This window comes from Klebsiella sp. 141153, assembly GCF_032601995.1.
Lineage (GTDB): Bacteria > Pseudomonadota > Gammaproteobacteria > Enterobacterales > Enterobacteriaceae > Klebsiella > Klebsiella aerogenes.
On sequence record NZ_JAQIRJ010000004.1, the window covers coordinates 226,359 to 238,322 of the forward strand.

The window sequence follows — 11,964 nt, forward strand, 5'->3', positions numbered from 1 at the left end:
TTAACGTACTGTTTTTCATCCAATTTCTTGCCAAAAATGGCGTTCAGGTCATGTTTTTTATTGCGACATCCTCGTACCCTTCCATGATATTCACCTAAATGAAGGAATCATCATGGCTGCATCGACTTTTTATATTCCGCCAGTAAACGTTATTGGCGCTGGTTCTGTTACTGAAGCGATGAATACTATCCAGCAATACGGATATCGTCGGGCATTAATCGTCACCGACGCGATGCTGAATAAATTAGGTATGGCGGGTGAAGTACAAAAGGCGTTACAGGAACGGGATATCTTCAGCGTGGTGTATGACGGCGTGCACCCGAACCCGACGACTCTGAACGTCGAAAACGGCCTGGCGCTGCTGAAAGAGAATAACTGCGACTGCGTGATTTCTCTGGGCGGCGGTTCGCCGCACGATTGCGCGAAAGGGATCGCGCTGGTCGCGGCAAACGGCGGCAACATCCGTGACTATGAAGGGGTGGACCGTTCGGCAAAACCGCAACTGCCGATGATCGCTATCAATACCACCGCCGGTACGGCTTCGGAAATGACCCGCTTCTGCATCATCACCGATGTCGATCGCCACATCAAAATGGCGATTGTCGATAAGCACGTGACGCCGGTTCTGTCGGTTAACGACTCTTCGCTGATGATGGGGATGCCGAAATCACTGACCGCCGCTACCGGTATGGACGCGCTGACTCACGCTATCGAAGCCTATGTTTCTATCGCGGCTACGCCGATCACCGATGCCTGCGCGTTGAAAGCGATGACCATGATTTCACAGAATTTAACTCACGCAGTGGAAGATGGCGGTAATGAACAGGCGCGTGAAGCAATGGCCTATGCGCAGTTCCTCGCCGGGATGGCCTTCAACAACGCGTCGCTGGGCTATGTCCACGCGATGGCGCACCAGCTGGGCGGCTTCTACGATCTGCCGCACGGCGTCTGCAACGCCGTCCTGCTGCCATTCGTGCAGGAGTATAACTGCAGCGTCGCCGCCGTGCGTCTGCGTGACTGCGCGCAGGCGATGGGCGTGAACGTTGCCGGGCTAAACGATAAACAGGGGGCGGAAGCCTGCATCGCGGCTATCCGCGAGCTGGCGCGTAAAGTCGGCATTCCGGCCGGTCTGCGCGATCTGAACGTTAAAGAAGAGGATATTCCGCTACTGGCCAGCAACGCGCTGAAAGATGCCTGCGGTTTAACCAATCCGATTCAGGCGACCCACGAAGAAATCATGGCGATTTTCCGCGCCGCGATGTAATCCTAAAAACTCCCCGGCGGCGATACGCCGCCGGGTGATGTTAGTTTTGCCCGTAATAGGCATTCGCGCCGTGCTTACGCAGATAATGTTTGTCGAGCAGTTCTTGCTGCATATCGGCCAGCTGTGGCGTGAGCTGACGGGAAAAAAGCCCCATATAAGCGCACTCTTCGAGGACGACGGCATTATGCACGGCGTCGGCGGCGTTTTTACCCCACGCAAACGGACCGTGTGAATGCACTAGCACTGCCGGGACCTGCATGGGATCGAGATCGCGCGCTTCAAAGGTTTTAACGATCACCTCGCCGGTCTGATACTCATATTCACCATTAATTTCATCGGCAGTCATCAGGCGGGTACAGGGGATCGCGCCATAAAAATAATCCGCGTGCGTGGTGCCCCAGGCCGGTAAATCCAACCCTGCCTGCGACCAGATAGTCGCGTGGCGCGAGTGGGTGTGAACGATACCGCCGATTTGCGGGTAGCGGCGGTACAAGGCAAGGTGGGTTGGCGTATCGGAGGAGGGCTTTTTAGCGCCTTCAACCACATGGCCGCTGGCGATATCGACGACCACCATGTCGTCAGCGCGCATGACGTCGTACTCCACCCCGGATGGCTTGATAACCATCAGCTTGCCCGTTTCATCGACGGCGCTCACGTTGCCCCAGGTGAACGTCACCAGCTGATGCGCAGGTAGCGCCAGGTTGGCGGCTAATACTTCAGACTTCAATTGTTCTAACATGTGAAACCTCCTTCTTGCATCCGCGCTTCTATCCAGCGGCGCGCCTGTATAATTTCCAGTACCGGCTCTTTAGCTTTTTCCGTCCACATCTCAATTAAGAATGAACCGCGATAGTTCAGCTCATGCAGCGTTTTGAAGATGCCGACAAAATCGACACAACCCTCGCCGAAGGGGACGTCGCGAAACTGCCCCGGCGATTGTGCGGTTACGGGTAGCGTGTCTTTAAGATGGATAGCGGCGATGCGGTCGATGCCCAGTTTAAGCTCGGCGCTGACGTCGTTGCCCCAGGCGCTCAGATTGCCGACGTCCGGATAGACGCTGAACCACGGCGAGGCGAGCATCTCGTCCCACTTTTTCCATTTGCTGATGGAGTTCATAAACGCGGTGTCCATGATTTCGACCGCCAGCATGACCTGCGCCGCGGCCGCCTGTTCGACCGCCCACGCCAGCCCTTCGGCAAAGCGTTGCTGCGTGCCGTCATCGTGTTCTTCGTAGTAGACGTCATAGCCTGCCAGTTGGATGGTGCGGATCCCTAAATCGCGAGCCAGCTGAATGGCTTTGGTCATGATCTCGCGCGCCCGCAGGCGGGTTGGCTCATCGCGGCTGCCAAACGGGAAGCGGCGATGGGCAGACAGGCACATTGACGGAATGGCTACCCCGGTCTCCAGCATCGCCGCGACCAGAGAGGCGCGCTGGGTGGCGCTCCACTCCAGGCGCGCCAGACGTTCGTCGGTTTCATCGACCGACATTTCGACAAAATCAAAACCACAGCTTTTCGCCAGCACCAGCCGTTCCGGCCAGCTAAGGTTTTTCGCCAGCGCTTTCTCATAGATGCCTAAGGGATGATTACGCATGCTGCTCTCCCCAGATGGCGTCGATTTGGGCGTAGAAATCACCTGCCACCTGCGCGGGCTGCGCCGCGCCCGCCAGCGCGCGTCCGGCAATAAACGCTTTGACGTCAATATCGCTAAACAGGGGTAAGTCGGCCGGCGTGATGCCGCCGGTAATAGACAGTTGCAGGCCGATATCCGACAGCGCTTTCATACGCGCCAGATCGGCGTCGCCCCACTGCTGGCCGCTGGCCTGTGCATCGCGGCCGCGGTGATAAATCGCCTGGCGGACGCCGATGCGGTACCAGTCGCGCGCGTCATCCAGCGTCCAGTTACCGAAGAGTTCAATCTGAATATCGCCGCCGCAGGACTGGGCGACGGCATGGCCTTTCTCAACGGTCGCCAGCGGCGCGGCGCAGATAATGGTCATCCAGTTGGCGCCTGCGGCAAAGGCCTGTTGGGCCAGCGTTTCGCCAGCATCGGCGACTTTCCAGTCGGCGACGATGATTTTATCCGGACACTGGGCGCGCAGGGCTTTTACCGCGTTGAGTCCTTCCGTCAGACACAGAATTGTGCCCGCTTCCACGATATCAACGTGATGGCGCAGTACGGCGACATCGCGCTGAGCGGCTTCCAGGCTGGTATGGTCGAGCGCCAGTTGTAGTAATGGTCGGCTCATAATGTGTGCTCCTTAATGCGGGCGTGATAGCCCTGTAGTGCGCTAATCAATTGCTGGTATTGGCGGTATTTACGCTGATAAAGACGGTGTGCGGTCATGTCAGGCAGCAGGGTTCGTACCGGATGCTGCAGGCTGCTCAGGGCCTCGCGGAAGTGGCGATAGACGCCGGTACCGACGCGGGCGGCAAGCGCGGCGCCAAAACAACCGGTCTCTTCAACCTGCGGCAGTTCGATGCGCAGACCGCTGACGTCCGCCAGCATTTGCATCCATACCTCGGAATGCGCCGGACCGCCGGTGACGCGCAGAGCCTGGACTCGGGTAAAGCGCTCGCGCATGCGGTTGAGATGCGTCATATGGCTGAAGACCACCCCTTCATACACCGCCTGTAGTAAATGCGCGCGGGTGTGCATGGCCTGCATGCCGTAAAAACCGCCGGTCATCTCCAGGCCGGCGTTACTACCGTAAAGGAACGGCAGAAAGAAGAGCTCGCTTCCCGCTGTTGGCAGGCTGGCGACGGCCTCATTAATCTCGGGAAATGAGAGCCCGCCCCACTGCGCGGTAAACCATTCAAGATTGCCGGAAGAGGTGGGGCTCGCTTCGTGGACGATGTATTCACCGTCATTGACGAAACGGCCATAGACGTAAGGATGAGCTTCATGCTCACGCAGCCCGTGGGTGATCCCGCTGGTAACCGCCCAGGTCCCCATCACCGCATTGAGCACTGATTCATCATTGAGGCCCGCGCAGAGCGCGGTAGAAACCACATCAAACAGACCGCCGACGACGGGCGTTCCCGCCGCCAGACCGGTAACGGCGGCCGCCTGAGCGGTGATTTCCCCGCATATTTCCGCAGAGCCGACGATCGGCGGTAGCGCCTCGTCAATTTCACTTATGCCTAACCACTGGGTCAGGCGTGGGTCGTATTGCCCGCTGTTCATGTTGTAGAGATTGGACTCAGAAATGTTGCTCTCTTCGCAGCCCTTCATCCCGGTTAAACGCCAGCGAAGATAATCATGGGCCATCATGACGCAGCCGATTTGCCCATAGCGCTGCGGTTCATTTTCTTTCAGCCACCGCAGCAATGAAGCGGGATGGCCGGTCCACAGCGTCTGGCGGGTAAGGGGATACAGTCGCTCAGGGATGCCATCCTGCTGCCAGCGTTGAACGATTTCCAACGCCCGACGATCGGAGGAGAGCATCGCGTTACCTAACGGGCGATCCTGTTTATCAAGTAGAAATAGCCCTTTGCCCTGCGCGGAGATAGCGATGCCCTTGATTTGCTTACCATTGACGTTAGCGGCGCTGAGCAGCCTGGCGATGGTTTCATGGCAGCGTTGCCAGAGCAGATCCATTTCCCGCTCGGCGTATCCCGGCTGCGCGCTGAGGGTGCGTAAAGGGCAGCGCTCGATACGCCGCTCTACGCCCTGGCTGTTATATAAACCGGCTTTTAGATAAGTACCGCCACAATCGATACCCAGCCAGAAGGTCTCTTTTTCACTCATCTTAGTCTTCCAGTTTTTCCGGACGACGCCTGGCCGTCCGGGACAGTTTTAAGCTGCGTGGTTACGCGGAGTCATCGTCTTTGCGGGTGCTGCGCCGGCATCGCATTTTGCCGGCAGCAGCAGCGCCATCAGGGCCGCCAGCGCCAGTGAGATAGCCAGGCAATAGACGCCGGCATCTTTGCTGTAGAGGGTGATCAGTACGCCCACGGCGTAAGGGCCGCAGAAGCCGCCGAGGTTACCGAGAGCGTTGATCACCCCGCGGGCGCCGCCGGCCATTTCGGCGCTGAACAGGCGTGCCGGTATGGTCCAGAACACGCCTGCGGCGGATTGCAGGAAGAATCCGCAGCCAACCAGCGCGGCATAGGCCAGCCAGATGTGATTTTTCAACGCCACGGAGAGGAACATGCACAGTGCGAAGCCGATCAGCGGCAGGCAGACAAATAGCTTGCGTTTGCCGGTACGATCGGAGAGCGAAGAGAAAAGGAACATACCGGCAATCGCGCCAACGTAGGGCAGGATGGCGAGCACGCCGACTTGTCCCATGCTGCTATGGGTCAGCTCTTTCAGAATGGTCGGCAGCCACAGGGTGTAACCGTAAATCCCGGTTTGGTAGAAGAAGTTAAGGGCGATGAGCTGCCACATGGTTTTGTCAGAGAGCACCGCGCCGAGCGAGGCATTTTTGACTTCAGTTCCGGCAATCGCCTTTTGTTCCGCCGCCAGCGTTTCGACCAGGTAGGTTTTTTCCGCTGCGGATATCCAGCGCGCTTCCTGCGGACGGTCATAAACGGTGTATGCCCACAGCGCCAGCACGACCACCGAGAGCAAGCCTTCGATAATAAATAGCCAGCGCCAGTCGAGAACGGTGATGATCCAGCCTGACAGCGGGGCGGTAATAATCCCGGCAATCGGCACAAACATAATCACAATGGCGTTGGCGCGGCCGCGTTCAGCGTCCGGGAACCAGTTGCTGATCATCGTTAGCACCACCGGCAGCATGCCGCCTTCCGCTACCCCTAATAAGAAGCGCAGGATCAGCAGTTGATATTGATTGGTGATTAAACCGGTCAGTACGGAAATAATGGCCCAGGCGACCAGCGACCAGCCGATAAATTTCTTGCCGCTGCCGTGTACGGCAATTTTTCCGCCAGGGACTTGTAAGAATAAATAACCGATAAAGAAAATACCGCCAGCGAGCCCCGCCATGGTGGCGGAAATACCCAGTTCGGCATCCATACCGCCCGGCATCGCAAATGCGATATTAACGCGGTCCATATAGGAAATAATACAGGCAATAAGAATCGGTGGGATAATTCTCAGCCAACGCTGGCGTGGAATATCTTTTGCTGTAGGGCGAGAGGTCATGTTCATATTAATATTCTCGTAGAGTAAATATTATGACAATGAAAACGTAGTTGTTCTTATGCGTTTTTTAATAGGGTGATACCGTCACGCAAAATGGCTATGCGGTGGTTAACATCGGCATTCGCGTCTATTTCCAGTAATTTAATACCGGCGAACTGCAACGATGCGCCGGCGGCGCAGGCGAAAATATCGCGGGCATGCTGCGCGGTCATCAGGCTTTGCGGGCAGAAGGGGGCAAACGGCGCGTGTAAATCCTGCCATTCGCCATATTCGCCTGTTTGGGTGGTGCCGGAAAACATCAGCGCGCCCAGTTTCCCGGCCTGTTTAACCTGTCGGGTATGGGCCAACGGCAGCGCGGTATCGCGGCCTTCAATGGCCGAGCGCGCCCAGTTAATGCACACGCTTATCTCGTAGTCGGCAATAACTTCCAGTACATTATCCAGCGGCAGGAAGCCTTTACGCGGCGCCGGGCCATTCATCGCGTCACAGTGTTCCAGCACCAGGTCGCAGCGCCAGTCCCAACTGGCGATTTCTTTGAGCGAGCGGGAAAAGGCGTCCGTTGCCTGGGCGATGTTTTGATCTCCCGCCAGCGGCGCGGCCTGTAACTCAAGCGCGGTGACTTTACCGGGTTGAATACCGTTGATTTTATTAATTTTGCGATGAAGGTGGCGGTAGTATTCAACGCAGGCTACACGCTGTTGTTCATCGCTGGAGGCCAGACCGAAACCCGCGTTCTCTCCGCGGCGGCGCATGGTTTCCATAATGGCGGTAATCACAATTTGCCAGTTATCCGGCGTATGGCGCAGCAGCCACTCATCGCCTAAAGGATGGATATGCTCAAGACAAGGCTGTTCTATGCCACGAATATCTGGAGTATCGGCAAGTTGTCGCCAGAATTCCTTCTCTTCCTCTTCACTCTTTTGGTGAAATGAGGGGGCACAGGGATACGCACCGATAATATAACCGGTAGTAATGTTCATTATGTGCTCCTGTAAATTTAATGAGATAATTAGTTCTTTTACAGAATATCGATAGCTACCTTGACGACTATTTTTCTAATAGGGGTGGCAGTCATTTTAATGCATCCAGGGCGATGCACATCTTGTGGAAAGAATATGGCATAGCTACCGGGTATCATTTCAATAAACGATTCGTGTTGACTATCGTGATAAAAAATAATATCGCGCTGTTCTAATAACGATTCGCTGATCTGGTTATTTCCGCTATCGATGGCGATACCTATTTTTTCTTCACCGGAAGCGAGAAACTGAATATCTAAATAACGCCGATGTACCTCCGGACGGTTTTCTGTCGCCGCGCGGGTGGTCAGATCGATGATCTGCGCAAAAATATTCTTACCATCAATTTCGACGACGCCGGGCGGCTGGTGGCGAAAATCGGTAGTCCGAAGAAAATCGAGCGCCTTTTCAATCGCTGCCGGTAGACGGCACGGATTCGGTTGTGAAATATGGCCGAAGATCATAGTGGTTTCCCCTATAGAGCCTGAATTTTGGCCCATACGCTGTCGTCGACGGTGATCCCATTACGGCGGTTTTCTTCCAGCAATCGCGTAAACTCGTGGCCCGGTAGGCGGACCGCCACATTTTCATCGGCGCGTTCGGCGGTGGTGATAAAGTCCATGATCCGCTGTAGTTTGGCATCGCGAGTTTTGCCATCAATGAGCTTGTCGACTTCAATGGCGATGAAAATCTGCGATACGCCATATTCGTCGCTATTGTCCAGGGTGACTTCAGCAACGGAGGAACCGTTGGAAAGCAGAGTGGCTATCATATCCAGCACAATTGATAAACCGGAACCCTTCCAGTAGCCCATCGGCAGGATACGGCGATTTTTCTCAATCACGCCGGGTTCTTTCGTCAAATTACCGTCATCATCAAACCCGCCATCTACCGGCAGCGTGCGGCCAGCCAGGCGATTAACCTCCAGCATGCCGTAAGAGAACATCGACATCGACATATCGACCATTGTGATGGGAGTGGAGGGAATTGCCACGATCAGCGGATTGGTGCCAATGCGGCACTCTTTCGCGCCCCACGGCGGCATGACGGCGATGGAGTTGGTCCAGCAAATGCCGATATAGCCTTTTTCCGCCGCCTGCCAGCCGTAGCTGCCGCCGCGCATCCAGTGGTTGGCGTTGCGTAATGCCACCAGGCCAATGCCGTGGTCGGAGGCCAATTCAATGGCGCGATCCATCATCTTTTTCGCCGTCAGATTGCCAATCGAACGCCGGGCATCCCACTGCTCAATAGCGCCAAGGCTGGTGACGCGCTGAGGTTTCGCATCCGGAATGATATCGCCGTTATCCAGTTGCTGAATAAAACGTGGAAAGCGATTCACTCCGTGTGAGTAGACGCCGGATTCCGTGGTGCGGGCGAACATTTCCGCGCAGGCGTCGGCGGTTTCCGCCGCAATACCGCGTGAGAGTAATACCCGATTGAACGCCTCTTTTAGCTGCGCAAAAGTTACTTTCATTCCCGTGTTCCCCTTAGGGTTTGAGTGATTTTTTATCTTTACGTTTCATATATCGAAATCTGATTTCAAATATAACGATCAATTTTTGACAGATCAACGGCAGATGCTATTTTTAAAAATCATTAAAATCAGTTGGTTGTGTTTTTTCAGTTCAGATCGTGAACTGAACCACACTTTGCGCTACCATCAGAGCGCGATTAAAAAGGAAGCCGAAGCGATGGGCACAAAAGAGAGTGAAATGACGCAAGAGAAAGAGAGGCCAGCCGGAAGCCAGAGTCTATTTCGCGGGTTAATGCTGATTGAGATCCTCAGTAACTATCCAAACGGTTGTCCGTTGGCGCATCTGTCTGAACTGGCGGGCCTGAACAAAAGTACCGTGCATCGGTTGTTGCAGGGCCTGCAGTCCTGCGGCTACGTTACGCCGGCGCCTGCCGCCGGAAGTTACCGCCTGACCACCAAATTTATAGCCGTGGGCCAAAAGGCGCTGTCGTCGCTGAATATTATTCATGTCGCTGCGCCGCATCTTGAAGCTTTAAACATCGCCACCGGCGAGACGGTGAACTTCTCCAGCCGTGAGGACGACCACGCGATTCTGATTTATAAGCTGGAGCCGACTACCGGTATGCTGCGTACCCGCGCCTATATTGGCCAGCATATGCCGCTGTACTGTTCGGCGATGGGCAAGATCTACATGGCGTTCGGCCATCCTGACTACGTTGCCAGCTACTGGGATAGCCATCAGGATATTATTCAGCCGTTGACCCGTAACACCATTACCGGCCTGCCGGCGATGAACGACGAGCTGGCGCAGATTCGCGAACGTAATATGGCGATGGACCGCGAAGAGAACGAACTCGGCGTCTCGTGCCTGGCGGTACCGGTATTCGATATTCACGGTCGCGTGCCTTACGCCATTTCGATTTCGCTGTCGACTTCGCGCCTGAAACAGGTTGGTGAGAAAAATCTGCTCAAACCATTGCGTGAAACGGCAGAGGCGATTTCCCGCGAGCTGGGGTTTGTTATTCGCGAAGGCTAAGGCAACTGGCGAGATCTTGCTGGGTATTTGCCTAAAACGCAGCTGATTCCATTCAGGATCAAAGCGCGCAGCGGGGTTTTTCTGGCACGCTGCGTTTTTATCCCGAAGGGAGTTGAGGATGAACCGGTTTATTATCGCCGATGCGCAAAAGTGTATTGGCTGCCGAACCTGCGAGGTGGCCTGCGTGGTGTCGCATCAGCAGGGGCAGGATTGTTCTACCGTCTCTGCAAGACGCTTTGCGCCGCGGATCCGGGTAGTGAAGAGCGATGAGTTATCAACGGCGACGCTGTGTCGTCAGTGCGAAGATGCTCCTTGCGTGAACGTCTGCCCGGAAGGGGCAATACGCCATGAGGGCGACGTCTGGCGAGTCGATCAACGGCTGTGCATTGGTTGTAAAAGCTGTATGGTGGCGTGCCCTTATGGGGCGATGACGGTGATGTTGACCGACGAAGGCGTGCAGGCGCTGAAGTGCGACCTGTGCGCGCACCGGCAAACGGGGCCGGCGTGCGTAGCGGCCTGCCCGACTCAGGCGCTGCGCTGTATTGAGCCCGCCGAGCTGGAAAGATTAAGCGCCGAGCGCCGTCGTTGGGCGGCGCAGGCAATGTAACTGGATGTTCCCGGCCAGCGATGGCCGGGAACATCATCAGGCGTCTTGCTCCTGCCAGGCGCGCTCAATCTCTTCGGCAAGAATTTTAACCCCCGCCTCGATTTTCTCCGGGTCCGGCACGTAGTTCATGCGCATGCACTGATGCGTATGCGGCCACGGCTTGTCCAGCCCCGGGAAGAAGTAATCGCCCGGTACCATCAGCACGCCGCGTTGCTTCAGGCGCTGATACAGCAGCTCGGTGGAGATCGGCAGATCCTTAAACCACAGCCACAGGAAAATCGCCCCTTCCGGTTTATGAATCAGGCAGCGTTCTTCCGGCAAATAGCGGCGAATGGTAGCAATAGTTTCCTGAACACGCTGATAATAGAACGGTTTAATTACCGTTTCGGACAACCGCAGCAGGTCCTTGCGCTTGATCATTTCGCACATCATCGCCGGCCCAATTCCGCCCGGGGCGAGGCTGATAATGCCGTTCATATTACTGATCGCGGTGATGATTTTTTCGTTGGCGATGATGATGCCGCAGCGGGTGCCCGGCAGTCCGAGCTTGGATAAACTCATGCACAGCACAATATTCGGGTTCCACAGCGGGCGCGCTTCGCTAAAGATAATGCCGGGGAAAGGTACGCCATAGGCGTTATCAATAACCAGCGGGACGCCATGCTGGTTAGCGAGAGCATCCAGTTTGATGAGCTCTTCATCGGTAATGACGTTACCGGTCGGGTTGGTTGGCCGGGAGACGCAGATCATTCCCGTCTCTTCGGTGATCTGCAGGTGTTCGAAGTCCACGTGATATTTGAACTGGCCTTCCGGCAGCAGTTCAATGTTGGGGCGGGTGGCGACAAACAGATCCTCTTCCAGCCCGGAATCGGCGTAGCCGATATATTCCGGCGTCAGCGGGAACAGCACCTTGCGGGTGGTGCCGTCGGCACGGCGGCCGGCAAACAGGTTAAATAAGTAGAAAAATGCGCTCTGGCTGCCATTAGTCAGAGCAATATTCTGTGGTTCGATCTCCCAACCTAATTCTTCGCGCAGCATTTGCGCAAGCAAGGTCAGAAGCTCGCTTTTCCCTTGCGGACCATCATAATTGCAAAGCGCATCAAGGGCTTTGCCGTTATCCAGCATATCGGCCAGCAGGCTATTGAAGTATTCATTCATCTCCGGGATTTGCGCGGGGTTGCCGCCGCCCAGCATGATCGCGCCCGGTGTGCGCAGGCCGTCATTGAGGTCTTCCATCAGGCGGGTGATGCCTGAATGACGGGTGAATTTGTCGCCGAAAAGTGAAAATGTCATCGCGGATATTCTGTTGGTCTTCTGGAAAGGGAATTACCATAACGCCAGCGTCAACGCGGTGCAAATCGGCACAGGAGGGAGCGATCTATTTTTTGTTCTGCTAATAGGGGAGATATTAGTAATTTGTGCTGAAAAGGCTCCCGCCAGCGGCAAGGAGCC

Annotated in this window: 12 protein-coding genes; 3 read left to right on the forward strand and 9 right to left on the reverse strand. The window is 55.6% G+C overall.

The features are described 5' to 3' along the window. The first annotated feature begins 112 nt into the window (after window positions 1-112). Window positions 113-1,264, forward strand: coding sequence for an L-threonine dehydrogenase (gene yiaY, locus PGS10_RS09635; protein ID WP_316422792.1), 1,152 nt, complete (start codon window positions 113-115; stop codon window positions 1,262-1,264). Between the two features lie 40 nt (window positions 1,265-1,304). Here yiaY and araD read toward each other — a convergent pair whose 3' ends face one another. Genes araD through yiaK form a run of 8 tightly spaced genes read right to left on the reverse strand, consistent with a single transcriptional unit; the run spans window position 1,305 to window position 8,869 of the window. Next, window positions 1,305-2,003 carry an L-ribulose-5-phosphate 4-epimerase gene (araD, locus tag PGS10_RS09640; protein ID WP_049060720.1) on the reverse strand — a complete coding sequence of 233 codons (699 nt, stop codon included), beginning with the start codon at window positions 2,001-2,003 and terminating at the stop codon, window positions 1,305-1,307. Then, on the reverse strand, window positions 1,997-2,857 hold the full coding sequence (locus PGS10_RS09645; RefSeq protein ID WP_045390681.1) for an L-ribulose-5-phosphate 3-epimerase: 861 nt from the start codon (window positions 2,855-2,857) through the stop codon (window positions 1,997-1,999). Before PGS10_RS09645 ends, araD begins: the two co-directional genes overlap by 7 nt. Next, on the reverse strand, window positions 2,850-3,512 hold the full coding sequence (gene ulaD / locus PGS10_RS09650; protein ID WP_316422793.1) for a 3-keto-L-gulonate-6-phosphate decarboxylase UlaD: 663 nt from the start codon (window positions 3,510-3,512) through the stop codon (window positions 2,850-2,852). The genes PGS10_RS09645 and ulaD overlap by 8 nt, the downstream gene beginning before the upstream one ends. Then, window positions 3,509-5,014: an FGGY-family carbohydrate kinase gene (locus PGS10_RS09655; protein WP_047047708.1), complete on the reverse strand. Its 1,506-nt coding sequence runs from the start codon at window positions 5,012-5,014 to the stop codon at window positions 3,509-3,511. The genes ulaD and PGS10_RS09655 overlap by 4 nt, the downstream gene beginning before the upstream one ends. Before the next feature lie 48 nt (window positions 5,015-5,062). Next, entirely contained in the window at window positions 5,063-6,382 is a 1,320-nt protein-coding gene (locus PGS10_RS09660) for an MFS transporter (RefSeq protein ID WP_047047711.1), read from the reverse strand. Window positions 6,383-6,432: 50 nt separating this feature from the next. Further along, on the reverse strand, window positions 6,433-7,356 hold the full coding sequence (locus PGS10_RS09665; protein ID WP_047047713.1) for a DUF4862 family protein: 924 nt from the start codon (window positions 7,354-7,356) through the stop codon (window positions 6,433-6,435). A gap of 38 nt (window positions 7,357-7,394) precedes the next feature. Beyond that, window positions 7,395-7,859, reverse strand: a complete 465-nt coding sequence (locus PGS10_RS09670; RefSeq protein ID WP_047047716.1) for a YhcH/YjgK/YiaL family protein — start codon at window positions 7,857-7,859, stop codon at window positions 7,395-7,397. Between the two features lie 11 nt (window positions 7,860-7,870). After that, window positions 7,871-8,869 (reverse strand): 3-dehydro-L-gulonate 2-dehydrogenase, encoded by a 999-nt coding sequence (gene yiaK / locus PGS10_RS09675; protein WP_316422796.1) that lies wholly within the window; start codon window positions 8,867-8,869, stop codon window positions 7,871-7,873. Between the two features lie 217 nt (window positions 8,870-9,086). On the opposite strand from yiaK, the gene yiaJ reads away from it, so the two are divergent. Further along, window positions 9,087-9,905, forward strand: a complete 819-nt coding sequence (gene yiaJ / locus PGS10_RS09680) for an IclR family transcriptional regulator YiaJ (protein ID WP_045390824.1) — start codon at window positions 9,087-9,089, stop codon at window positions 9,903-9,905. A 118-nt stretch (window positions 9,906-10,023) separates the two neighbouring features. Beyond that, window positions 10,024-10,512, forward strand: a complete 489-nt coding sequence (locus tag PGS10_RS09685; protein ID WP_047047721.1) for a 4Fe-4S binding protein — start codon at window positions 10,024-10,026, stop codon at window positions 10,510-10,512. Between the two features lie 36 nt (window positions 10,513-10,548). Here PGS10_RS09685 and avtA read toward each other — a convergent pair whose 3' ends face one another. Further along, window positions 10,549-11,805, reverse strand: coding sequence for a valine--pyruvate transaminase (gene avtA, locus PGS10_RS09690; RefSeq protein ID WP_015369199.1), 1,257 nt, complete (start codon window positions 11,803-11,805; stop codon window positions 10,549-10,551). Window positions 11,806-11,964 lie beyond the last annotated feature (159 nt).

Excerpts from the sequence above, each read along its gene's own strand:
- yiaY (WP_316422792.1), top strand. The coding sequence starts at position 113 with ATGGCTGCATCGACTTTTTATATTCCGCCAGTAAACGTTATTGGCGCT.
- araD (WP_049060720.1), bottom strand. The coding sequence starts at position 2,003 with ATGTTAGAACAATTGAAGTCTGAAGTATTAGCCGCCAACCTGGCGCTA.
- PGS10_RS09645 (WP_045390681.1), bottom strand. The coding sequence starts at position 2,857 with ATGCGTAATCATCCCTTAGGCATCTATGAGAAAGCGCTGGCGAAAAAC.
- ulaD (WP_316422793.1), bottom strand. The coding sequence starts at position 3,512 with ATGAGCCGACCATTACTACAACTGGCGCTCGACCATACCAGCCTGGAA.
- PGS10_RS09655 (WP_047047708.1), bottom strand. The coding sequence starts at position 5,014 with ATGAGTGAAAAAGAGACCTTCTGGCTGGGTATCGATTGTGGCGGTACT.
- PGS10_RS09660 (WP_047047711.1), bottom strand. The coding sequence starts at position 6,382 with ATGAACATGACCTCTCGCCCTACAGCAAAAGATATTCCACGCCAGCGT.
- PGS10_RS09665 (WP_047047713.1), bottom strand. The coding sequence starts at position 7,356 with ATGAACATTACTACCGGTTATATTATCGGTGCGTATCCCTGTGCCCCC.
- PGS10_RS09670 (WP_047047716.1), bottom strand. The coding sequence starts at position 7,859 with ATGATCTTCGGCCATATTTCACAACCGAATCCGTGCCGTCTACCGGCA.
- yiaK (WP_316422796.1), bottom strand. The coding sequence starts at position 8,869 with ATGAAAGTAACTTTTGCGCAGCTAAAAGAGGCGTTCAATCGGGTATTA.
- yiaJ (WP_045390824.1), top strand. The coding sequence starts at position 9,087 with ATGGGCACAAAAGAGAGTGAAATGACGCAAGAGAAAGAGAGGCCAGCC.
- PGS10_RS09685 (WP_047047721.1), top strand. The coding sequence starts at position 10,024 with ATGAACCGGTTTATTATCGCCGATGCGCAAAAGTGTATTGGCTGCCGA.
- avtA (WP_015369199.1), bottom strand. The coding sequence starts at position 11,805 with ATGACATTTTCACTTTTCGGCGACAAATTCACCCGTCATTCAGGCATC.